Below are 20,528 nucleotides of genomic sequence, written 5' to 3' on the forward strand. Positions count from 1 at the left end.
TGGGCCGCGTATCTGCTCGGCAAGCCGGCCCCCGTCGCGCCCCGTCCTCAGGTCCCGGTCACCAGGAACCGGCTCGCCGAGATCGTCACCAGGCTCGCGCCGGGCACGCCGCTGCGGGACGGACTGGAACGCATTCAGCGCGGCCGCACCGGCGGCCTGATCGTGCTCGGCCACGACGACGACGTCGAGCGCCTCTGCGACGGCGGCTTCGAGCTGGACGTCGAATTCGCGCCGACCAGGTTGCGCGAGCTGTCGAAGATGGACGGCGCGGTGGTGCTCTCCACCGACGGCGCCCGCATCCTGCGCGCCAACGTGCACCTGGTGCCCGATCCGAACCTGCCGAGCGCGGAATCCGGCACCCGGCATCGAGCCGCGGAACGGACGGCCGCCCAGACCGGCTACCCGGTGATCGCGGTGAGCAAGTCGATGCGCACGGTGACGCTGTACGTCGACGACGTGCGCCATCTGGTCGAGCCCTCGGCCACCATCCTGGGCAGGGCGAACCAGGCGCTCGGCACGCTGGAGCGCTACAAGGCCCGCCTGGATCAGGTGTGCGAGCAACTCTCCGAGAGCGAGATCGAGAACGTCGTCACCCTGCGCGACGCGTTGTCCGCGGCCCAGCGCCTGGAACTGGTGCGCCGCCTGGCCAAGGAGATCGAGCAGAGCGTGCTGGAACTCGGGGCGGACGGTCGCCAGCTCGCGCTGCAATTGGAGGATCTGGTCGGCGACAGCGCGTGGCTTCGCGAGCTGCTCATCCGCGACTACCTGGCGGACGAGCCCGCCCCGGCCACGGTGGATCGCGCGCTGGCGGGCCTCGACCTGCTCACCGACGCCGAACTGCTCGACCTCACCAATCTGGCCGCGCCGTTCGGCCATCCGAACACCATCGAGGCGCTCGACCTGCCGATGCGTCCGCGCGGCTACCGGGTGCTCACCCGGATCCCCCGGCTGCGCTTCACCCACATCGAATCGCTGGTCGACTCGTTCGGCTCGTTGCAGGGGCTGCTCGTGGCCACCGCGAGCGATCTACAGTCCGTCGACGGGATCGGGGTGCCGAGGGCGCGGCAGATTCGCGAGGGACTGACCCGCCTCGCCGAAGCGGGCGTGGACAATTCGTTCGACCGGAACCGGTGAAGCCGCTCAGGCGATGTTGAACGGCTCGGCCGCGCTGCGCACCGAACCTAATTGCGCGACAACCGAATACGCCCCTGGCGGGACCGGAACACGCTCGCCCGCGCAATTCGGTTGCGAGGTGGAGCCGGACCAGGTGACCTGGAACGCGGCCTGTTCACCGCGATTCATGTTGCGCACGTCGGGCTGACCGTCCGGGTAGCAGTCCGTGCTCGACCACAGCCTGCGGCTGCCGTCGAGGGTGTACACCGAGATCTGCTGCAGCCCGGAGCCGACATCGCGCGAGCAGGTCACCGAGGAGATGTTGGTGATCACGATGCCGAACACCGGCTGCTCACCCGCCTTATAGGTGGGCTGCTCGACGGTCACCTTCACCGCGAGCGATTGATCGGGGCACTGCCCCGCCGCCGCCGGAACCGCGCTCGGCACCGGACTTCCCGAAGACTTCGGCGCGTCGGCCGGGGACTTGGCCGCATCGCCCGACTTCTTCACCGACGAGGTCGAACTCGACGCGACCGGTTTGGCGTCACCGGGCGAGCCGCCACCGCGGACGGCCATCACCGCCAGCCAAATCACCAGCGCGAGCGCCACGACCAGGATCCCGATGGCGAAAACGCGACGACGCCAGTAGATCTCCGGAGGCAGCGGTCCAGTCGGTTCCAGCACGATTCAAACTTACGGGCAGCACCGGGCGCGGTGTCTCAGGACCTCGGCGTGTCGGATGGGACGACGCCACGGTGCCGGGTGTATGACACCCGGCACGCTGGGGAAACTCCGCACGGAACCGGTTCAGACGACCTCGCCGATGTTGCCGACGACACGCTGCAATTGGACCTGACCTTCGGCCAGTTTGTAAGTCACACAGGCGATGGCCAGCTCGCCGGTCGCGACCCGCTGGGAAATGATCATCGACCGCTGCATCAGCAGCCTGCTGGTCTCCACGACGTGCCTGGCCTCCATCTCGTCCACGCTGGAGAGGCCCTCGCGGCGGCCGATCAGGATGGAGGGCGACACCTTCTCGACGACGCTGCGGATGAATCCGCCTGGCACCTCGCCGCCGTCGAGCGCGTCGATGGTCGCTTTCACCGCGCCGCAGCTGTCGTGTCCGAGGACCACGATCAGCGGCACGTTCAGGACCTGCACGCCGTACTCGATCGAGCCGAGCACCGAACTGTCCACCACGTGGCCCGCGGTGCGCACGACGAACATGTCGCCGAGCCCTTGGTCGAAGATCAACTCCGCCGCCACACGCGAGTCGCCGCAACCGAACACGATGGCGGAAGGATGCTGACCGCCGACGAGCTTCGCCCGGTCGGCAGCCCCCTGACTAGGATGCAACAGCGTGCCGTTGACGAAACGCTCGTTGCCCTCGCGGAGGGACTTCCAGGCGCTGATCGGGTTTGAATCAGACATACCGACCATTGTGCACAACGCGTTCGCTACCAGCGAGTCGGTTTCGTTACGGGTCGGCAAATATGGACTGTCCGCCGAGCGGCGGAGACGGTGAGGGCAATGCGTAGCGGCACTGGTCGGGCCACCCCGGCCCGGCAACAACCCGGCGATCGCGGCATCGACCCCGACGCGCTGTTGGACTGGTACACCGAGACCGCCCGCGACCTGCCGTGGCGACGCCCCGGCGTCACCGCGTGGCAGATCTTGATGAGCGAGATCATGCTGCAGCAGACGCCGGTGGTGCGGGTCGAGCCGATCTGGCTGGAGTGGGTGGCGCGCTGGCCGGTGCCGTCGGCGATGGCCGCGTCCTCCCAGGCCGAGGTGCTGCGCGCATGGGGCAAGCTCGGCTATCCGCGGCGGGCGCTGCGGCTGCACGAGTGCGCGCGGGTGCTCGCGGCCGAACACGGCGACGAGGTCCCCGCCGACGTGGACGTGCTGCTCGGGCTGCCGGGCATCGGCGCGTACACCGCGCGGGCGGTCGCCTGCTTCGCCTACGGCCAGCGCGTGCCGGTGGTGGACACCAACGTGCGCCGGGTGGTCGCGCGCGCCGTGCACGGCCGCGCCGAGGCGGGCAACCCCGCGGCACGCGACCTGGCCGAGACCGAGGCACTGCTGCCCGCGAAAATCGACCGCGCCGCACGGTTTTCCGCGGCGCTGATGGAGCTCGGCGCGACGGTGTGCACCGCGCGCACGCCCGACTGCGCGCGATGCCCGTTGCCCGTCTGCGCCTGGGTGACCGCGGGCCGTCCGGTGTCGGAGGTGGTGCGCCGCACCCAGAAGTACGAGGGCACCGACCGCCAGGCGCGCGGCCGCCTGCTCGATGTGCTGCGCGCCGCGAGCGGCCCGGTGGAACGGATGCGCCTCGACCTGGCCTGGACCCGGGATCCCGGCCAACGCGACCGGGCGCTGGATTCGCTGCTGATCGATGGGTTGATCGAGCAGACGGCCGACGGGCTGTTCGCACTCGCCGGTGAGGGAGATAGTTAGCGGCGCCGCAGGTCGCGGCGCGGATCAGGCCAGAACCCGGCCGAGAAAGCGCTCCACCTCGGCGCGGTAGCGCTCCGGCTGATCGTCGTGGACCAGATGCCCGGCGTCCGGGATCAGCACGTACTCCGCGTTCGGATTGGTCGCGGCCATCTCTCGCATCTGCCCGGCCGGGGTGATGGTGTGCTCGCCCTCGATGAGCAGCACCGGGACGCGCACCGCCCGCCACTGCTCCCAGAAATGGCGGGTGCCCCACTCTTCGGAGATGTCACGGAAGGTCGCGACCGAGCCGTGCAGCCGGTACCCGTCCGGCCCGTGCTCGAAGGAGTTCAGGAAGTAGCGCCCGGCGACCGGCCCGAAGTACTCGAGCACCGACTCGGCGTCCGGGAACGGCTGCGGCCACGCCTCGATCATGGCGGCCCAGTCGGCGGCGGTGCGGCCGGTGAAATCGGGGGCGATGTCCTCGACCACCAGCGCGCGCACCCGCTCCGGATACTGCGCGGCGAAGACCCAGCCGTGCAGCGCCCCCATCGAATGACCGATGACCACTATCGGCTCGGTGATCTCCTCGGTGGCTTCGGCGAGATCGGCGACGAACGCCTCGGTGGTCAGTTCCTGCGGCGCCGGCCGACCATGGCCCGCCGCGTCGAAGGTGTAGACGTGCCCGTGGCGGCGCAGCCAGTCCAGCTGATCGCCCCAGGTGCGTGCGCTGCCCATCAATCCGTGCAGCAGCAGGATCGGGACGCCTGCTCCGCCTTCGTCGTACCACATCGGCTCGATTGTGCCCCCGGGCTCGTCCCGGCGCGCGCCCGCCCGCGCACGGGCGACGTATTGTCGAGGTCATGGCTGTTGTGAAGATCAACGCGATCGAGGTCCCCGAAGGCGCAGGACCCGAGCTGGAGAAGCGCTTCGCGCACCGCGCGCATGCGGTGGAGAACTCGCCCGGCTTCCTCGGCTTCCAGTTGCTGCGCCCGATCGCGGGCGAGAACCGCTACTTCGTCGTGACCCAGTGGGATTCCGAGGAATCCTTCGCCGCGTGGCGGGACGGTCCCGCGCGCGCCGCACACGCGGGCAGCGGCGACAAGAAGCCGGTCGCCACCGGCGCTTCGCTGCTCGAATTCGAGGTCGTCCTCGACGTCGCGGCCAAGCCCGCGTCCTGAACCGAACGGGTAACGACTCGCCCACACCGTGGTCAACAGGTTTCGATCGTGTTGACGACGGGCGCACGATGGTGTCACAGTTCGAGGTGACCAAGCGAGGGTGATGCGGTAATTCCGGTGTGATTCCGGAGCGGTCGCGCCACTGTGTTCCACGCATCGAGTCCGGTCCCAGCCGTGCAGGCCGGGGCGGGCGCGGTGCCGGAAAGCCAGACACCGGCACCGTCGCACCACCCATCTCACGGGACGCGAAAGCGTTCCCCCGGACGCGAAGTCCGGTCGGGACGTATCCCTAGGAGGACTCGAATGGCCATCGCGCATACACCGAGCCGGGCAACCGAATCTCTGGCAACCGTGCTCGTCACGGTAGGTGTCGTTCTTCTCGCACTGCTCACGCTGTACCTGGTCGGCTTCGATCAGGGCGCCATCTCGCGCAGCGGGATGTTCATGCACGAGCTGATGCACGACGGACGTCACTTGCTGGGTGTTCCGTGCCACTGAATCAACCCACCCCGCCGACTCCGTCGGCTGCCGTCCCCCCGGCAGATTCCCTCAAAACCCTGCTGCTGCGCGGCCTGCTCGCCGGTCTGATCGCCGGCCTGCTGGCCGCCACAGTGGGCTATTTCGTCGGCGAACCCAAGGTCGACGCCGCCATCGCCATCGAAGAGGCGAACGCGGCCACCGAGGAGTCGCACCACGCTCCCGAAGAACCCGCCGCGGGCCACTCCCACGGTGACGAGGAGGAGCCGCTGGTCAGCCGGTCCGGACAGAAGTTCGGGCAGTTCCTCGCGCTCGGCCTCAGCGGTCTCGCCTTCGGCGCGATCTTCGCCTCGGTCGCGCATTTCGCGCGGCGCCACACCGACCTGTCCGGTCCGAAACTCGCGATCGGACTCGGAGTAGCGGGTTGGGCCGCGATCGTCGCGGTGCCGTTCTTCAAGTACCCGGCGAACCCGCCCGCGGTCGGCGATCCGGAGACCATCAACGATCGCACCCTGCTCTGGGTGGCCTCGGTGCTGCTCGGCCTCGCGGCCGTGGGCGCCGCGGTGTACGCGTACAAGCTGCTGCGCGGGCAGCTGGACACCGTCCGGCTGATCGCGGGTGCGGCGGCGTTCGCGCTGATCACCACGCTGGGCTACGTCCTGCTGCCCGGTGTCGACGAGGTGGCCGCCGACTTCCCGCCGAGCCTGCTGTGGCAGTTCCGGGTCGCGTCGCTGGCCGTCTCCGCCACGCTGTGGGCGGCGCTCGGTCTCGGATTCGCGGCGCTCACCGAGTTCGCGCAGCGCACTAGCACCCCGGTACGGGGTGAGGTCGCTACCGCGGGCTGATCCGCGTCCAGAAGATCTGGGGCAGTGTCGGTTTCATGACCGGCACTGCCCTTTTTCGTTCCACCCGCGCTGTACCGCGTCCGGTGGCGCTGGCCGCCGCGGCTTTCGTCGTCGCCCTGCTCGCCGGGGTCGCCGAGGCGCTGGCGCGGGCGGCGATGACGCTCGATCGCCCGGACGCCGACGTATCGGGCCTCGCCCTCGAATCGGCTGTGCGCGGCGCGATCTACCTCGTCGTGTTCACGGTCGTGGTGCGGATGACGCGCGGCGGCCGGATCGCCAGGCTCGCGCTCGCGCTCGGCCTCGGCGTCCTCGGTCTGGCCTCGCTGCTCGTCGAACCGCTGACGACGCTCGCGGCCGACGGGCTCGACCTTTCTGTCACCGCGAGCTCGCTCACCCTCGGAACCCTGCGCGCGATCCACGTGCTCGCCGTGCTCGTCGCGATTCCCGCCATGTACGCACCCGGCGCTCGCGAGTACTTCGCCCGCCGCGCGACCCCATGACTCCCCGCACTTCCCGCCGACGCGAGAGGTGCGGAGAATCAAGCGGTCACGCCAGGGCGGCGTCCAGGCTGATGGTGTCCACGCCCGCCAGCGCCTTGGAGACCGGGCAGCCCGCCTTGGCGGCCTCGGCGGCGGCCAGGAATCCGGCGGCGTCCAGACCGGAGACCCGGCCGCGGACGGTCAGCTTGATCGCGGTGATGCGGAAGCCGCCCGCCGGGTCGGGGCCGAGGGTGACGTCGGCGGTCACGTCGAGGCTCTCGGGAGTGCCGCCCGCGTTGCCGATCTGCGCCGAGAGCGCCATGGCGTAGCAGGAGGAGTGCGCGGCCGCGATCAGTTCCTCGGGGCTGGTGGTGCCATCGGCGAACTCCGCGGAACGCTTCGGGAACGAGACGTCGTACTTGCCGACGCCCGAACTGGCCAGCTCGACCTGACCGGAGCCGTCCTGGAGACCACCGGTCCATGCGGTGCGGGCGGTACGTGTTGGCATCATTGTCCTTTCACCAAGTGAGCCGAACTTCGCACGCTAGAACCTACCCGCACACCCGAGACCACGGGCACCGCTTCGGCGAGCCAGCCGTCAGCCGATCGCGCCGAGCTTGCTGTCGAGCTGCTCGAGCACCTGCGGCCACGCTTCGCGGTGCCGGTCTCGGGCCGCCTCGCTCGCAAACCCGGCGTGGCGCAGGCGAAGCCGGATGCCGCGCGGTTGTTTGAGGAACTGCACGCTCACCACGGTCTCGGCGCCCTCGGTGCCGCCTTCGCCGGTGACCCAGGTCAGCTCGACGAGGCGCTCGGGCTCCAGCCGCAAGAAGCGCCCGTAGTGCGGGTTGCGCCTGCCCTCGAATTCGGTCTCGAAGAAGAACGGCTCGTTCACCTCGGGCCTCATCCGCACCGAATCCGGGGCGGCGAACCAGATGTCGAACCCCTGCGTCCACGCGGCGTAGAGCAGGCCGGGCGATGACTTCATCACCCGCTCCACGGTGAGCTCGTGGGGCCGTGTGGACAGATCCGGGAGGCGAACTGACTGGTCGACCATCACCGGACCATACCCGCGCGGCCCCAGCCCCCACAGCATTTGCCCCGTGACCGGCTGCGGTCACTCGGGATTGGTCACCCTCGCCAGCACGATGCCGCCGAGGATCAGCGCGAGCGCGAGCACCCGGCCCGCGCTGAGCGGGTCACGGTGCACGACGATGCCGAGACCGATCGCGCCCACCGCGCCGATGCCGGTGAACACGGCGTAGGCGGTGCCGACGGGCAATGTCTGCATGGACCTGGACAGCAGATACACCGCCAGGCTGCCCAGCGCGAAGCACACCAGGGTGGGCAGCGGCCGGGTGAAGTTCTCGGTCGGTTTGATGCTCTGCGACCAGACGATCTCGACCAGACCCGCGAGACCCAATGTCAGCCAGTTCATTTCAGTACATCCCGCCGAGCGATCGCGCGGTGTCGAGCGCCTTCGCGTAGGAGCCGTCGTGTTCGGCGCGACGGTCGGCCAGCGCGGGGTCCTGGCGCGAATTGGCCAGTTCGGCGTGCACGAAAACGGTGTCGGTCACCGCGAAGTGGCCCGCGAAGAAGTCGCGCAGATAGCGCTCCTGATAGTCGAAGGCTGCCTTGGGCGCACCGGGCGAATAGCTGCCGCCCCGCGCGGAGACGACCACGAATCGACGGTGGCCCAGCGACATTCGCGGGAAGGTGAGCTGGTCCAGCCAGGCCTTCAGCGCGGCGGGAATCGAGTAGTTGTACATCGGGGTGCCGATCAGGATCACGTCGGCGGCGAGCACCTCGTCCAAGAGCGGGCGAAGAACCTCGAGCGCCGCGGCCTGCGCCGGAGTCGTCACCAGTGCGTCGAGCTCGGCAGGGTCGAAGCCGCCGCGCGCGAGCACCGCGTCGCACAGCTCGGTCCACGCCTCGCCGATGAACGGCACGGGTCGCGCGGCGAGATCCCGGTATCGGTACTCGCCGTCCGGGTGTTCGGCCCGCCAGGCCGCGGCGAACTCCGCGCTCAGCTCCCGGCTGATCGAGCGCCGCCGGGCGCTCGCGTCGAGGTGCAACAAGGTGCTCATGATTCAACCCTTCAATCAAACGGACACATCGTCCAGTTGCGACGCTAACAATCAACCGGACAGATTGTCCACTTATTCCGGATTCGGCTAGAGTCGCTGTCATGGATGCCCGATCCGACCTGCTCACCGGCGCTCCGCTCGACCATCCGCCGAGCGAACGCGCGGACGCGGCACGCAACCGCGCCAAGGTCCTCGCCGCCGCCGCGGAGCTCTTCGCCCGGCGCGATCCCCGCACGGTGACCATGGACGACATCGCCAAAGCCGCCGGCGTCGGCCGCGGCACGCTGTACCGCCGCTACCCCGACACGAATTCGATCGCCATCGCCCTACTGGACGAGCACGAGCGCGCCCTCCAGGAGCGCCTGCTGCACGGCGACCCGCCGCTCGGGCCCGGCGCACCCCCCGCCGAGCGCCTGGCCGCTTTCTACGAGGCGATGGTCGAACTGCTCGACAATCACGCCCACCTGGCGCTCGGCGCCGAAACGGGCGGTGCGCGCTTCACCACCGGCGCGTACGGCTTCTGGTACGCCCACGTCCGCGCACTGCTGCTGGCGGCGAACATCGACGAACCAGACGCGCTGATCGATCCCCTGCTGGCCCCGCTCGCCGCCGAGGTCTACACCGCACAACGCGAGCGCGGGCTCACGCCGTCGGCCATCGCCCAAGCCCTGACCCACATCGCCCACGCACTCCTGAACAAACCCCGATAGACCCCGATAGACCCCGCCGCGCTTCGGCAGCGCGGACCTGGGTGGGCCGACTGTCGATGGAAGAACAAGCACGGCGCGTCGCACATCGAATACACGCCTCGCGGACCGTGGAAGGCCTGCGAGGCGCGGAAACCCTTTGCGAAGCTGGGCTTCCCGATCAGGTCAGGTCGCGGCGGTGGATGAGGGTGAGGGTGGCCGCCGCGAAGAAGACAGCGTAGAGGGCCAGCAGAGTCAGGGATTCGGTGCGGGACAAGGTGTCCAGGACGCCGGGGGTGGCCGGACCGCCTACCGTGCGCATGGCCCCGGCGAGGGAGCCCGCGGCGGTTCCGGGGAGGCGGTCGGTCAGCGCGGCGATCGGGGCGAAGATCGCGGACGTCGCGCGCAGGAGGTTCTCCACGACCAGCACCCAGACCAGGCCGAGACCGACGGCGAGGGCGGGGCCGCGGGCGAGCGCGCCGATCAGGGCGCCCGCGAGTGTCCACATGCCGAGAATGGCTGTGCCGGTGAGGAGTCCGTCGAAGACGCGGGCCGCGCTCGGCAGCGCGAGGGATTGCGACTCAGTGCTCGCGATCAGGGCGGCCACTCCGGTGTCCACCGCGAACGCCACGCACACCAGCGCGACGACCACCAACGCCAGGCCGATCAGCAGTCCGCCGACCGCCGCCGACCGCGAGGGCCCTTGGGTGAGCACGGTCTTCCAGGTGCCCCAGCCGTATCCGCTCCCGACGGCCAGCGCACCGAGGATCAGCATGAGCGCGCCGCCGAACATCGCCATGCCCTGGGTGAACACCTCGGGCACCGCCGCGGGCAACATCTGTTGCAGCAGCACGTCTTTCGGAAGCCCGTCGGACATCGCGCTCTGCTCGCCGGAGGTGTAGGCCAGATAGTTGAACAGGTAGGAGAACGTGAGGTTCAACAGAATCCACGTCCCCAGCACGATCCAGAACGCGGGCCAACCGCGCAGCCGCAACAGTTCCGCGCGGGCGCTCGCCACCAGGTCGGTCATCGCATCGCTCCTTCGGTGATCTCGAAGAACACTTCCTCCAGGGACCTCTCGTCCACGCGCAGCTCGAACAGATCGGCTCCGGCATCGATGACAGCGCGGGCGACCACCGGCGCGGCACTCGCGTCCACCTCGATGCGGATGCCCGCGCTGCCGAGCAGTGCAGCTGCGTCATCGGAAAGCGCCACCCTCCCCTCGCGCAGCGCAGATTCGCCGCGCAGCGCTACCTCACCCCTGCTCAGCTGCAATTCGCTGCCGCGCAGCGCTCTCTCGTCCTTCCGCAGCGGCAGTTCGTCACTGCGCCGCGCGGATTCGCCGCCGCGGGGCGCTATATCGGCAACGCGTAGCACCACCTCCGCGCCGAGCGCGCCCCGCACCGCCGCGATCGCCGATTCCATCGGCTCCGCGCGCAGCAACAGGGAAGCGGCGCCGCGTAATTCGGCCACCGTGGACTCGGCGATGAGCTTGCCGCCGGAGATGACGCCGACTCGATCGCAGATTTCCTGCACCTCGGTCAGCAGGTGGCTGGACAGCAGCACGGTGTGCCCGTCGGCGGCCAATTCCGTGATCAGCTCTCGCATTTCGGCCATTCCCGCTGGATCGAGGCCGTTGGTGGGCTCGTCGAGGATCAGCAGATCGGGGCGGCCGAGCAGGGCCGCGCCGACTCCCAAGCGCTGCTTCATGCCGAGGGAGTAGGTGCGGAACTTGTCGTCGGCGCGATCGGCGAGGCCTACGCGGTCCAGCGCGTCCGCCACCTCAGGGCGGCCGAGCCCGCGATATTTCGCGAGAACTCGCAGGTTGTCGCGGCCGGAGAGGTACGGGTAGAAACCGGGGCTCTCGATCAGGGCGCCGATCCGGCGCAGCACCGCGGGGTCGCCCGGTGCGCCGCCGAGCACGGTCGCGACGCCCGCGCTCGGCCGGATGAGCCCGGCCAGCATGCGCAGCGTGGTGGTCTTGCCCGCGCCGTTCGGGCCGAGGAAGCCGTAGATCTCCCCCGCGGCGACGCGCATGCCGACATCGTCGACGGCGAGGTGCTCTCCGTAGCGTTTGGTCAGCCCGGAGGTGACCACGATGGAATTCGTCATGCCTCGAGAATCCCGCGCTGAGCTGGTGCGACGCATCCGTCGCGCGGCGATGCCCGGCGTACGTATCGCGACCTGATCCACCCGCCGCCTCCGTCCGCGCCCCGGACGTAGGCGGGGAATACGTGCGGTGACGGACGCCGATCGGCGGTCGGCCGCTTAGGCTGCAAGGGTGAGTGCGCCAGGCATAGCGAATCGTGGCTCGGTCGTATGGGACTGGGGCCTCGCGTTCATCGTCGCGGTAGTCCAGTTGGCCGGGAGTCGCGGCGCCAATATGCACCAGACCGGCACGCAGTCGCTGGATGTGCTCGGCTACCTGCTGCTGCTCGCCGGGCCGATCGCATTGCTCTTCCGGCGCACTCAGCCGTTGCCGGTGCTGGTTGTCACGCTCGCCGCGTGCGGGATCTACCTGGCCCTCGGCTACGGATACGGTCCGATCTTCCTTTCGCTGGTGATCGCCTTCCTCACCGCCGCGACGATCGGATCCCGTTGGTGGACATATCCGCTCATGCCCGTCGGCTACGCGGCCTTCGTCTGGCCGCTGCCCGCGCTGCTCGGCAAATCGGTGAACGGCTGGCAGATCTTCGGGATCATGGCGTGGCTGATCGTGCTCGTCGGCGCGGCCGAGGGGTTGCGCCAGCGCAAGGTCGCGCTGGAGGCCCGCAGGCAGCGCGTGGAGGCCGCCCGGCGCGACGAGCAGCTGCGGCGCGAACGCCGCGCCACCGAGGAGCGGCTGGCCATCGCCAGGGAACTGCACGACGTGCTGGCTCACAGTCTTTCGCTGATCAACGTGCAGTCCTCGGTGGCGCTGGAACTGTTCGACAAGAGGCCGCAGCAGGCACGGACGGCGCTGGCCGCGATCAAGGCGGCAAGCAAGGAATCTCTCGCCGAGGTGCACACGCTGCTGGAGACCATCCGCACCGGTGCGACGATGGATGACCCCGAACCCGAAGCGAATTCGATCGAGGCGGCCCGTTCCTCGCGCGGTCGCCGCGGTGTCCGGCGCGGCGCGGCCGGCGAACGGCGGGAATCCGACGCGGCGGACTCCGGCAGGCTGCCGCGCAACGCCGCACCGGCCCGCAAGCAGGAAGCGCCGCGCGCGCCCGCCCCCAGCATCGCAGATCTGGACACGCTGCTCCAGCGGGCTCGCGACGCCGGACTGACCGTGCAGACCCGCGTGATCGGCGAACCGCAGAAGCTGCCCAGTGTGATCGATGTGGCCGCGGCCCGGATCATCCAGGAATCCCTGACCAACGTGGTGCGCCACGCACCCGGCGCGAGCGCGACGGTCACCGTCCGCTACGCCGCCGGTTCGGTGGATCTCACCATCGACAACACCCGTCCCACCGCGCCCGTGCTCCGGTCCGGTTCGAGCGGCGGCAACGGCATCATTGGCATGCGCGAGCGGGCACACGCCCTCGGCGGCGCGCTCACCGCGGGCCCGCGGCCCAGCGGCGGATTCCGGGTCGCGGCCCGGCTGCCCAGCCAGACCGAGCCCGTGCAGCGTCCCGCACCCCGGCCCGCCGAACCATCGTCCCGGCCCGCCGAACCCGCGCCTCCGGCGACCGGGTCAACGACCGGGACCGAGACCGGGACAACGACCGCGACTGGGACCGGGACAACGACCGCGACTGGGACCGCGACAGCGAGGAACGGGGTCTCGGCGGACACTACAACGGAACAGAAGGAGCGCAACGGCTCCGCCTCGGCCTCCTCCGGCGGCGCGGATATCTCGTCCCCAGGCAAGGCGACCGAACCGGCAACGCAGAACGTCACCGCGTCCGTCGCCGACTCCGCGGACCCGAATGTTCGCAACGGCTCCGCGCGCCCGGTCCCCGACGACGCGGAGGCCCCGATCGGGCCGCGAACGCAGAACGACGCCGCCACCGAAGACACGAGCCCCGCGACCGACGACCCGCAGGCCCGCAACTGCACTGCCACCAAAGCCACGGATCCCGCGACCGACGACCGGAACGCCCGCAACAGCACCACCGTCGCAGACTCGAACACCGCGACCAACAACCCGCAGGCCCGCAACAGCGCCGCCGCAGGCTCGGACACCGCAACCAACGACCGAACAGCCTGCAACGGCACCACCGACGGAAACTCGGGCGCCTCGACCGACCACCCGAAGGCCAGCAACGGCATCACCGCCGCAGATACGAACACTGCAACCAACGACCGAACAGCCCACAATGGCACCACCGACGCGGACTTGGACACCACAACCGACGACCGAACAGCCCGCAACGGCACCACCGCCGCAGACTCCGACACCCCGACCAACGACCGAACAGCCCGCAACGGCACCACCGCCGGAAACTCCAACACCCCGACCAACGACCGAACGGCCCCCGACGACGGAGACTCGGACGCGGCGACCGACGACCGGAAGGTCCGTACCGGCTCCGCGCCGGCGTCCCCCAGCCACGCGAGCGCGACCGAACAGAGTCCGCGCAGCTCAGCGCCTTCCGGAGACACCGCGGAGACATGATGGACGAGCGCGCACCGCGATGGGAGGCACGATGAGCATTCGGGTGCTGGTCGCCGACGATCAGGCGCTGGTGCGCGGCGGCTTCGTCGCGCTGTTGAACGCGCAGGACGACATCGAGGTGGTCGGCGAGGCCGACAACGGCGAGCAGGCGGTGCGCATGACCCGCGCGCTCCGGCCGGACGTGGTGCTGATGGACATCCGCATGCCCGTGCTCGACGGACTGTGCGCGACCAGGATGATCGCCGAGGACCCCAAGCTCGCCGAGGTCCGCGTGGTGGTGCTGACCACCTTCGAGCTGGACGAATACGTCTTCGAGGCGATGCGTTCCGGCGCGACCGGCTTCCTCGTCAAACACACCGAACCCGCCGATCTGCTGCGAGCCGTGCGCGTGGTGGCCGCTGGCGACGCCCTGCTCTCCCCTGGCGTCACCCGCCGCCTGATCGCGGAATTCTCCGCGCACGCCAAACAACCGCCGCCCGCCGCGCTGAACGAACTCACCGACCGCGAGCGCGAGGTGATGACCCTGGTCGCCGAGGGCCTCACCAACGCCGAAATCGGCGAACGCCTGTTCATGAGCCCCGCAACGGCCCGCACTCACGTGAGCCGCATCCTCACCAAACTGAACGCCCGCGACCGCACCCAGCTGGTCGTCCTGGCCTACGAATCCGGCCTGGTCCGCCCGGGCTGGCAGTAACCGCTCCCAGCCCGCCCCGGGGCGGCAGCCCCGCTATGAGTGCCCGGTCGTGGACGTGGTGTTGGGGTGACCGCACAGGAACGCCGCTGCCACTTGGGCGGCGTCGTGCAGGCGGGAGGGGGCGTAGGGGGTGCGTTCGAGGACCCAGACGCCTTGGAGGAAGACCAGGAGGAAGCGGGCCAGCGCACGTGGATCGCGGTCGGCGGCCAGTTCGCCTTGCTCGGCTGCGCGCGTGAACGCCGAGGTGAACGCGGTTTCCCAGCTTGCCCAACCGGATTCGACCAGTTCGGCGATATCGGGGTCTCGGGCGGCGAGTTCGACGGCGGTATTGGACACCAAACAGCCCAGGTAGCGGTGTTCGACGCAGGCTTCGGTGACGAAGCGGTCGATGAGCGCTCGGATGGCGGGCAGGGCAGGACCCGGCTGCGAGAGTGCGGTGGTGATCCGTTCGTCGGCCAGTTCCAGATAGCGCTGCAGCGCCTTGGTGAACAGTTCGTGTTTGCAGCCGAAGGCGGCGTAGATGCTGGCCTTGGCTATGCCGAGATGTTGCACCAGATCTGCCATCGAGGTGGCTTCGAACCCGCGCTGCCAGAACAGATCCATGGCGAGGTCCAGTACGACGTCCGGGTCGAATTCCTTGGTGCGCGCCATGTTTCGAGATCCTACTATTGCGACCGATCGGTCAAATATGTGAACATGGGCCGTCACACACACCGCTGACACGCGCGCGGTTCAGCGTCCACGTCACGCGGCATGGCGCGTCTGTGCCGCGTGACTCGGCGTCTGCGTCGGGCGTAATGCGCACGCAGTGAATGTCGGGCAATTCATGAGCGGCGGATATCGGCAAACCGCCAGTTGTTCGGGGTTGCCGGGTCGAGGAGTACGTCGGCAGGCGTAGCTGGATCAGGGACGCGCGGCCGATGTGTCGGATGGGTTACGACGCGCACGCTCGGAGCATGACTCTTTTCACGCAATCGGAAGCACTCACTCTGCTGGCGGACCATTATGACGGCGGCTGGCATCCGTGGCCGTTCTTCTGGATCTTCCCGCTATTGTTCTGGCTCACCTTCCTCGTCCTGATATTCCTGGCGCGCAACCGCTTCCGCCGACACACCGGAATCGGCGTGCTGCGCGACGCTTTCGCGCGCGGTGAGGTCACCGAGGCGCAATATCGGGAGCGGTTGGCCGTACTCCGCGAGACCGGGCGCTGAAAGGCGACGTGATGAAGTTCGGCATGATCGTCACCCCGCGTTCGGGTGCGCAGTGGGTCGACGCGGTGCGGGCGGCCGAAAAACAGGGCTACCGAACGATTCTGCTGCCCGACACGTTGTACACGCCGTCGCCGCTGCCGATGCTGGCGGCGGCCGCTGCGGTCACCGGCACGGTGCGGCTGCGTCCCAACGTGCTGGCGGCCCCGCTGCGACACAGTGCCGCGCTGGTGCGAGAAGTGGCTGCGCTACAGCTGCTTTCGGACGGACGCTTCGAGCTCGGCATCGGCGTGGGCCGTCCGGATGCGGCGGGCGAGGCCGAGAGGCTCGGCATGCCTTGGGGTTCCGCGCAGGGGCGTCGCGAGCAGCTGCTCGAGGCGGTCGCCGCGGTCCGCGCGGCCGTCGATCCCACCCCGGAGATCGTGGTTGCGGCGAGCGGTCCACGCATGCTCGCCGCCGCGGCCCAGATCGCCGACCGCATCGTGCTCGCGACCCAGCCCGGCGCCACCGAAACGGAATGGGCCGAGATGGTGCGCGTCGTGCGCGAGAACACCGACCGCGACATCCCTTTCACCCACCAACTCTTCGGCATCGGCGACCGCGTGCCGTTCTGGCTCGAAAAACACCTCGGCCTCACCACCGACGGACTGCGTGACGCGGGCGCGGCCGCACTGCTGCCGGAAGATCCGGCCGAAGCCGCCGACCTGATCGAATATCGAAGGGAGAAGTACGGAATCGACGAGCTCGTGGTCCCCGACGAACTCGCTCGAGACTTCGCACCGAACCTGCACCGCTGCGACACATCGGCCGCGGATCGATAGGCGGCGTGCACTACACGGCGCTGGGCCGCCCGATCGGCTCGGTCCGAAGCGTCGCACTCTGCGGGCCCGTCCGTCTCCCGGCGAGACCTGTCGGTCGAGTCGATTACATTCCGTCTCGATCATCGAGGAAGACAATCGGATCGGAATTCGGCGGCCCCGGCGAATTCCGTGGGAGCGGGGAAGCAATGGGAGTGATCCTGTCGTTCACCAAGGTCACGAGCGAGCAATTGAGCTGCCTGATCGTGGCGAGTCCACAAGCGCAGGAGGAGCTCTCGCAGCTCGAGCGGACCGACGGCGATCCCAGCGGCTATCTGGACAAGGCCTGGGACGGGCTGCGCTACCTGCTCGAGGCGGCCGCGACAGGGGTTGATCTGTGCGATGACAGCCTGCCCCTCGACGAGGACGAGGAGTACTACGGATGGCCCGCCGAGTTGGTCGGCCGGACGGCCGAACGGCTGCGGGCCACACCGTTCACCGCGCTCGCCGCGCACTACGATCCCGCCGCCATGGACGAGGCGAACATCTACCCGCGCATCTGGACCAGGGACGGCGACGCGGGACTCGGCTATCTCCAGTTCCACTACGCGACTCTCGCCGCCTTCTTCGCCGACGCCGCGAAGTCGGGCTCCGCGGCGGTCATGCACTTCGGCTGAGCGAGAACACGGCAAAAGGCCCGCCCCCAACGAATTCGTTGGGGGCGGGCCTTCTCGTCGTTACTTACTCGCCGGAGGCGGCCTCGGTGGCGTTGCCCTCGCCCGCGCCGGTCAGCACGACCTCGGGCTTCTCCTCGACGGCCGTCTTGGTCAGCTTCGCCTTGCCGGTGAAGGTGAACTTGGCGTCCTCGCCGGAGCCCTCGCCGTCCCAGCCTTCCACATCCACAAGGATCGTTTGGCCTGGGCCGATCTCGCCGAAGAGGATCTTCTCCGACAGCTGGTCCTCGATCTCGCGCTGGATGGTGCGGCGCAGCGGCCGGGCACCGAGCACGGGGTCGAAGCCACGCTTGGCGAGCAGGCTCTTGCCCTTCTCCGTGAGCTCGATCGCCATGTCCTTGTTCTTCAGCTGCGTGGCGACGCGGCCGATCATCAGGTCCACCATCTCGACGATCTGATCGGTCGTGAGCTGGTGGAAGACGATCACGTCGTCGATGCGGTTGAGGAACTCGGGGCGGAAGTGCTTCTTCAGCTCGTCGTTGACCTTGAGCTTCATCCGCTCGTAGTTCGAACCCTCGTTGTTGGACTGGGTGAAGCCCAGGCCCACGGCCTTCGAGATGTCCGAAGTGCCGAGGTTCGAGGTGAAGATCAGCACCGTGTTCTTGAAGTCCACGGTCCGGCCCTGGCCGTCGGTGAGGCGGCCGTCCTCCAGGACCTGCAACAGGGTGTTGTAGATCTCCTGGTGGGCCTTCTCGATCTCGTCGAACAGCACGACCGAGAACGGCTTGCGGCGCACCTTCTCGGTGAGCTGGCCGCCCTCCTCGTAGCCGACGTAGCCCGGAGGGGCACCGAAGAGCCGCGAGGCGGTGAAGCGGTCGTGGAACTCGCCCATGTCGATCTGGATGAGCGCGTCGTCGTCGCCGAACAGGAAGTTCGCCAGCGCCTTGGACAGCTCGGTCTTACCGACACCGGACGGGCCGGCGAAGATGAACGAGCCGGACGGACGCTTCGGATCCTTCAGGCCGGCACGAGTGCGGCGGATCGCCTTGGAGACGGCCTTGACGGCGTCCTCCTGGCCGATGATCCGCTTGTGCAGCTCGTCCTCCATACGGAGCAGACGGGTGGTCTCCTCCTCGGTGAGCTTGAACACCGGGATACCGGTCCAGTTGGCGAGGACCTCCGCGATCTGCTCGTCGTCGACCTCGGCCACGACGTCCAAATCACCGGAACGCCACTGCTTCTCACGCTCGGCGCGCTTGGCGACGAGCTGCTTCTCCTTGTCACGCAGCCGCGCAGCCTTCTCGAAGTCCTGCGCGTCGATCGCGGATTCCTTCTCACGGCGCGCGTCGGCGATCTTGTCGTCGAACTCGCGCAGGTCCGGCGGCGCGGTCATCCGGCGGATGCGCATCCGCGCGCCCGCCTCGTCGATCAGGTCGATCGCCTTGTCCGGCAGGAACCGGTCGTTGATGTAGCGGTCGGCCAGCGTCGCGGCGGCGACCAGCGCGCCGTCGGTGATGGACACCCGGTGGTGCGCCTCGTAGCGGTCGCGCAGACCCTTGAGGATGTTGATGGTGTGCTCGACGGTCGGCTCGCCCACCTGGACCGGCTGGAACCGGCGCTCCAGGGCGGCGTCCTTCTCGATGTACTTGCGGTACTCGTCGAGCGTGGTGGCGCCGATGGTCTGCAGCTCGCCGCGGGCCAGCTTCGGCTTCAGGATCGAGGCCGCGTCGATGGCGCCCTCGGCCGCGCCCGCACCGACCAGCGTGTGCAGCTCGTCGATGAACAGGATGATGTCGCCGCGGGTGTTGATCTCCTTGAGCACCTTCTTCAGGCGCTCTTCGAAGTCACCGCGGTAGCGGCTGCCCGCGACCAGCGAACCCAGGTCGAGGGTGTAGAGCTGCTTGTCCTTGAGCGTCTCGGGCACCTCGCCGTTGACGATCGCCTGCGCGAGGCCCTCGACGACGGCGGTCTTGCCGACGCCGGGCTCGCCGATCAGCACCGGGTTGTTCTTGGTGCGGCGGCTCAGCACCTGCATGACGCGCTCGATCTCCTTCGAGCGGCCGATGACCGGGTCGAGCTTGCCCTCCAGCGCGGCCTGGGTCAGGTTGCGGCCGAACTGGTCGAGCACCAGCGAGGTGGACGGGGTCCCGGCCTCGCCGCGGGAGCCGGACTCTACCGGCTCCTTGCCCTGGTACCCGGACAGCAGCTGGATGACCTGCTGGCGGACCCGGTTGAGGTCGGCGCCGAGCTTGACGAGCACCTGCGCCGCGACACCCTCGCCCTCACGGATGAGGCCGAGCAGGATGTGCTCGGTGCCGATGTAGTTGTGGCCGAGCTGCAGCGCCTCACGCAGGCTCAGCTCCAGCACCTTCTTGGCGCGCGGGGTGAACGGGATGTGACCGGACGGGGCCTGCTGACCCTGGCCGATGATCTCCTCCACCTGGCTGCGCACACCCTCCAGCGAGATGCCAAGAGACTCCAGCGACTTCGCCGCGACACCCTCGCCCTCGTGGATGAGGCCAAGCAGGATGTGCTCGGTGCCGATGTAGTTGTGGTTGAGCATCCGGGCCTCTTCTTGGGCCAGGACAACGACACGCCTCGCGCGGTCGGTGAACCTCTCGAACATCGCTCCCTCACTCTCCTGCTCAGACCTTCAGTGGCGTCCGACGCTTCAGTGCTGTGCGCAACCTGTGGTCGTCAGCCTGCCATGAAGCCCGGGGCTTGCGGCCCCCGCCATCCACTCTAGTTGGCGGGGGTTCGCGCCGCCTCCAGTCCACCCTATTGGGGACCAGCGACAGCACGGTCATTCACTCATAACGTGAGCGTTGCGGGTTTCGTTTCCGATCCGGTTTTGCCAACAGCGAACAGTCGCAGACCCCGCCGGTGCCGCCCCGATCCAAGGCCGTCGTCGCCCTTGAACGCCCGTTGCAGTGAAAACGACCGAATCCGTCCCGGTGTTCCCGAGAAGCCCGGCCCTCGGCGAAAGCGAAGCCGCGCACGTCGAACGCCACCGGTCTTCCGCCCCTCGAACCCCACCCTGTCCGACCGTAGGCGGACGCACGACCAGCATCGCGAGGGTCCCGCGCTCGAACCGGACACCGCCGTGGCGGAGGCGCCGACAGGGCATCACCGGAGGACCTCCGGCTACCAACCCAGCCACAGCTGAAGCGGGACCACCCACGCCCGTCGAACGCTCCGAGCCGAAGTTCGTTCGTCAACCAGCGTGTGGCCGAGGCGAGCGCGCAGGCACGCAC

23 protein-coding genes and 1 riboswitch are annotated in these 20,528 nt (G+C 68.9%); of the genes, 12 read left to right on the forward strand and 11 right to left on the reverse strand.

The features are described from left to right. Window positions 1-12: 12 nt before the first annotated feature. Window positions 13-1,134: a DNA integrity scanning diadenylate cyclase DisA gene (gene disA, locus ACRWNM_RS13710; protein ID WP_431967441.1), complete on the forward strand. Its 1,122-nt coding sequence runs from the start codon at window positions 13-15 to the stop codon at window positions 1,132-1,134. A 6-nt stretch (window positions 1,135-1,140) separates the two neighbouring features. On the opposite strand, the gene ACRWNM_RS13715 is transcribed toward disA, so the two are convergent. Together ACRWNM_RS13715 and ACRWNM_RS13720 are read right to left on the reverse strand one after the other, a co-directional pair. After that, window positions 1,141-1,797, reverse strand: coding sequence for a hypothetical protein (locus tag ACRWNM_RS13715; protein WP_431967251.1), 657 nt, complete (start codon window positions 1,795-1,797; stop codon window positions 1,141-1,143). 123 nt (window positions 1,798-1,920) lie between these two features. After that, window positions 1,921-2,544 (reverse strand): carbonic anhydrase, encoded by a 624-nt coding sequence (locus tag ACRWNM_RS13720; protein ID WP_431967253.1) that lies wholly within the window; start codon window positions 2,542-2,544, stop codon window positions 1,921-1,923. 99 nt (window positions 2,545-2,643) lie between these two features. Here ACRWNM_RS13720 and ACRWNM_RS13725 point away from each other — a divergent pair, with 99 nt between their 5' ends. After that, window positions 2,644-3,570, forward strand: coding sequence for an A/G-specific adenine glycosylase (locus ACRWNM_RS13725; RefSeq protein WP_431967255.1), 927 nt, complete (start codon window positions 2,644-2,646; stop codon window positions 3,568-3,570). A gap of 24 nt (window positions 3,571-3,594) precedes the next feature. Here the strand turns inward: ACRWNM_RS13725 and ACRWNM_RS13730 are convergent, their stop codons facing one another. Further along, complete coding sequence (locus ACRWNM_RS13730) at window positions 3,595-4,338, reverse strand: alpha/beta fold hydrolase (protein WP_431967257.1); 744 nt, start codon at window positions 4,336-4,338, stop codon at window positions 3,595-3,597. 71 nt (window positions 4,339-4,409) lie between these two features. Between ACRWNM_RS13730 and mhuD the strand changes: the two genes are divergently transcribed. From mhuD to ACRWNM_RS13750, 4 genes are all read left to right on the forward strand, one after another. Further along, window positions 4,410-4,727 carry a mycobilin-forming heme oxygenase MhuD gene (gene mhuD, locus ACRWNM_RS13735; RefSeq protein WP_431967259.1) on the forward strand — a complete coding sequence of 106 codons (318 nt, stop codon included), beginning with the start codon at window positions 4,410-4,412 and terminating at the stop codon, window positions 4,725-4,727. Window positions 4,728-4,781: 54 nt separating this feature from the next. Further along, window positions 4,782-4,963: riboswitch (cobalamin riboswitch) on the forward strand. Between the two features lie 67 nt (window positions 4,964-5,030). Beyond that, complete coding sequence (locus tag ACRWNM_RS13740) at window positions 5,031-5,225, forward strand: CbtB domain-containing protein (RefSeq protein WP_068055493.1); 195 nt, start codon at window positions 5,031-5,033, stop codon at window positions 5,223-5,225. Beyond that, window positions 5,216-6,049 carry a CbtA family protein gene (locus ACRWNM_RS13745; protein ID WP_431967261.1) on the forward strand — a complete coding sequence of 278 codons (834 nt, stop codon included), beginning with the start codon at window positions 5,216-5,218 and terminating at the stop codon, window positions 6,047-6,049. The genes ACRWNM_RS13740 and ACRWNM_RS13745 overlap by 10 nt, the downstream gene beginning before the upstream one ends. Before the next feature lie 35 nt (window positions 6,050-6,084). After that, window positions 6,085-6,549: a hypothetical protein gene (locus tag ACRWNM_RS13750; protein WP_431967263.1), complete on the forward strand. Its 465-nt coding sequence runs from the start codon at window positions 6,085-6,087 to the stop codon at window positions 6,547-6,549. 46 nt (window positions 6,550-6,595) lie between these two features. On the opposite strand, the gene ACRWNM_RS13755 is transcribed toward ACRWNM_RS13750, so the two are convergent. The 4 genes from ACRWNM_RS13755 to ACRWNM_RS13770 form a co-directional block, all read right to left on the reverse strand. Next, window positions 6,596-7,036 (reverse strand): OsmC family peroxiredoxin, encoded by a 441-nt coding sequence (locus tag ACRWNM_RS13755; protein WP_431967265.1) that lies wholly within the window; start codon window positions 7,034-7,036, stop codon window positions 6,596-6,598. 90 nt (window positions 7,037-7,126) lie between these two features. Then, entirely contained in the window at window positions 7,127-7,582 is a 456-nt protein-coding gene (locus ACRWNM_RS13760) for an SRPBCC family protein (RefSeq protein WP_431967267.1), read from the reverse strand. 60 nt (window positions 7,583-7,642) lie between these two features. Beyond that, a complete protein-coding gene (locus tag ACRWNM_RS13765) occupies window positions 7,643-7,963 on the reverse strand; it encodes a DMT family transporter (RefSeq protein ID WP_431967269.1) in 321 nt (106 codons plus the stop codon). Between the two features lies 1 nt (window position 7,964). Further along, window positions 7,965-8,612, reverse strand: a complete 648-nt coding sequence (locus tag ACRWNM_RS13770; protein WP_431967271.1) for an FMN-dependent NADH-azoreductase — start codon at window positions 8,610-8,612, stop codon at window positions 7,965-7,967. A 101-nt stretch (window positions 8,613-8,713) separates the two neighbouring features. Between ACRWNM_RS13770 and ACRWNM_RS13775 the strand changes: the two genes are divergently transcribed. Further along, window positions 8,714-9,322, forward strand: a complete 609-nt coding sequence (locus ACRWNM_RS13775) for a TetR/AcrR family transcriptional regulator (RefSeq protein ID WP_431967273.1) — start codon at window positions 8,714-8,716, stop codon at window positions 9,320-9,322. 157 nt (window positions 9,323-9,479) lie between these two features. Here the strand turns inward: ACRWNM_RS13775 and ACRWNM_RS13780 are convergent, their stop codons facing one another. Next, complete coding sequence (locus ACRWNM_RS13780; RefSeq protein ID WP_431967275.1) at window positions 9,480-10,328, reverse strand: ABC transporter permease; 849 nt, start codon at window positions 10,326-10,328, stop codon at window positions 9,480-9,482. Next, complete coding sequence (locus ACRWNM_RS13785; RefSeq protein ID WP_431967277.1) at window positions 10,325-11,410, reverse strand: ABC transporter ATP-binding protein; 1,086 nt, start codon at window positions 11,408-11,410, stop codon at window positions 10,325-10,327. Before ACRWNM_RS13785 ends, ACRWNM_RS13780 begins: the two co-directional genes overlap by 4 nt. A 169-nt stretch (window positions 11,411-11,579) precedes the next feature. On the opposite strand from ACRWNM_RS13785, the gene ACRWNM_RS13790 reads away from it, so the two are divergent. Together ACRWNM_RS13790 and ACRWNM_RS13795 are read left to right on the forward strand one after the other, a co-directional pair. Next, window positions 11,580-13,901 carry a histidine kinase gene (locus ACRWNM_RS13790; protein ID WP_431967279.1) on the forward strand — a complete coding sequence of 774 codons (2,322 nt, stop codon included), beginning with the start codon at window positions 11,580-11,582 and terminating at the stop codon, window positions 13,899-13,901. Window positions 13,902-13,932: 31 nt separating this feature from the next. Beyond that, a complete protein-coding gene (locus ACRWNM_RS13795; RefSeq protein WP_431967281.1) occupies window positions 13,933-14,595 on the forward strand; it encodes a response regulator transcription factor in 663 nt (220 codons plus the stop codon). A 33-nt stretch (window positions 14,596-14,628) separates the two neighbouring features. Here the strand turns inward: ACRWNM_RS13795 and ACRWNM_RS13800 are convergent, their stop codons facing one another. After that, a complete protein-coding gene (locus ACRWNM_RS13800; protein WP_431967283.1) occupies window positions 14,629-15,246 on the reverse strand; it encodes a TetR/AcrR family transcriptional regulator in 618 nt (205 codons plus the stop codon). 305 nt (window positions 15,247-15,551) lie between these two features. Between ACRWNM_RS13800 and ACRWNM_RS13805 the strand changes: the two genes are divergently transcribed. The 3 genes from ACRWNM_RS13805 to ACRWNM_RS13815 all read left to right on the forward strand — a co-directional run bounded on the left by ACRWNM_RS13805 (window position 15,552) and on the right by ACRWNM_RS13815 (window position 17,277). Next, window positions 15,552-15,806 carry a hypothetical protein gene (locus tag ACRWNM_RS13805; protein WP_431967285.1) on the forward strand — a complete coding sequence of 85 codons (255 nt, stop codon included), beginning with the start codon at window positions 15,552-15,554 and terminating at the stop codon, window positions 15,804-15,806. Between the two features lie 11 nt (window positions 15,807-15,817). Further along, window positions 15,818-16,624, forward strand: coding sequence for an LLM class flavin-dependent oxidoreductase (locus ACRWNM_RS13810; protein ID WP_431967287.1), 807 nt, complete (start codon window positions 15,818-15,820; stop codon window positions 16,622-16,624). A gap of 185 nt (window positions 16,625-16,809) precedes the next feature. Continuing rightward, the gene (locus tag ACRWNM_RS13815; protein ID WP_431967289.1) at window positions 16,810-17,277 is read left to right on the forward strand and encodes a YfbM family protein; all 468 of its coding nucleotides are present in this window, start codon (window positions 16,810-16,812) and stop codon (window positions 17,275-17,277) included. 64 nt (window positions 17,278-17,341) lie between these two features. Here the strand turns inward: ACRWNM_RS13815 and ACRWNM_RS13820 are convergent, their stop codons facing one another. Then, complete coding sequence (locus ACRWNM_RS13820; protein ID WP_431967291.1) at window positions 17,342-19,900, reverse strand: ATP-dependent Clp protease ATP-binding subunit; 2,559 nt, start codon at window positions 19,898-19,900, stop codon at window positions 17,342-17,344. Between the last annotated feature and the right edge of the window lie 628 nt (window positions 19,901-20,528).

The sequence above is a fragment of the Nocardia sp. bgisy134 genome, assembly GCF_965341865.1.
In the GTDB taxonomy this organism is placed as follows: Bacteria; Actinomycetota; Actinomycetes; order Mycobacteriales; family Mycobacteriaceae; genus Nocardia.

Bases quoted from the DNA above. Each gene is read 5' to 3' on its own strand.
- ACRWNM_RS13815 (WP_431967289.1), top strand. From the start codon at position 16,810: ATGGGAGTGATCCTGTCGTTCACCAAGGTCACGAGCGAGCAATTGAGC.
- ACRWNM_RS13725 (WP_431967255.1), top strand. From the start codon at position 2,644: ATGCGTAGCGGCACTGGTCGGGCCACCCCGGCCCGGCAACAACCCGGC.
- ACRWNM_RS13750 (WP_431967263.1), top strand. From the start codon at position 6,085: ATGACCGGCACTGCCCTTTTTCGTTCCACCCGCGCTGTACCGCGTCCG.
- ACRWNM_RS13765 (WP_431967269.1), bottom strand. From the start codon at position 7,963: ATGAACTGGCTGACATTGGGTCTCGCGGGTCTGGTCGAGATCGTCTGG.
- ACRWNM_RS13805 (WP_431967285.1), top strand. From the start codon at position 15,552: ATGACTCTTTTCACGCAATCGGAAGCACTCACTCTGCTGGCGGACCAT.
- ACRWNM_RS13740 (WP_068055493.1), top strand. From the start codon at position 5,031: ATGGCCATCGCGCATACACCGAGCCGGGCAACCGAATCTCTGGCAACC.
- ACRWNM_RS13780 (WP_431967275.1), bottom strand. From the start codon at position 10,328: ATGACCGACCTGGTGGCGAGCGCCCGCGCGGAACTGTTGCGGCTGCGC.
- ACRWNM_RS13770 (WP_431967271.1), bottom strand. From the start codon at position 8,612: ATGAGCACCTTGTTGCACCTCGACGCGAGCGCCCGGCGGCGCTCGATC.
- ACRWNM_RS13820 (WP_431967291.1), bottom strand. From the start codon at position 19,900: ATGTTCGAGAGGTTCACCGACCGCGCGAGGCGTGTCGTTGTCCTGGCC.
- ACRWNM_RS13775 (WP_431967273.1), top strand. From the start codon at position 8,714: ATGGATGCCCGATCCGACCTGCTCACCGGCGCTCCGCTCGACCATCCG.
- ACRWNM_RS13785 (WP_431967277.1), bottom strand. From the start codon at position 11,410: ATGACGAATTCCATCGTGGTCACCTCCGGGCTGACCAAACGCTACGGA.
- ACRWNM_RS13755 (WP_431967265.1), bottom strand. From the start codon at position 7,036: ATGCCAACACGTACCGCCCGCACCGCATGGACCGGTGGTCTCCAGGAC.
- ACRWNM_RS13810 (WP_431967287.1), top strand. From the start codon at position 15,818: ATGAAGTTCGGCATGATCGTCACCCCGCGTTCGGGTGCGCAGTGGGTC.
- ACRWNM_RS13720 (WP_431967253.1), bottom strand. From the start codon at position 2,544: ATGTCTGATTCAAACCCGATCAGCGCCTGGAAGTCCCTCCGCGAGGGC.
- ACRWNM_RS13800 (WP_431967283.1), bottom strand. From the start codon at position 15,246: ATGGCGCGCACCAAGGAATTCGACCCGGACGTCGTACTGGACCTCGCC.
- mhuD (WP_431967259.1), top strand. From the start codon at position 4,410: ATGGCTGTTGTGAAGATCAACGCGATCGAGGTCCCCGAAGGCGCAGGA.
- ACRWNM_RS13760 (WP_431967267.1), bottom strand. From the start codon at position 7,582: ATGGTCGACCAGTCAGTTCGCCTCCCGGATCTGTCCACACGGCCCCAC.
- ACRWNM_RS13795 (WP_431967281.1), top strand. From the start codon at position 13,933: ATGAGCATTCGGGTGCTGGTCGCCGACGATCAGGCGCTGGTGCGCGGC.
- ACRWNM_RS13730 (WP_431967257.1), bottom strand. From the start codon at position 4,338: ATGTGGTACGACGAAGGCGGAGCAGGCGTCCCGATCCTGCTGCTGCAC.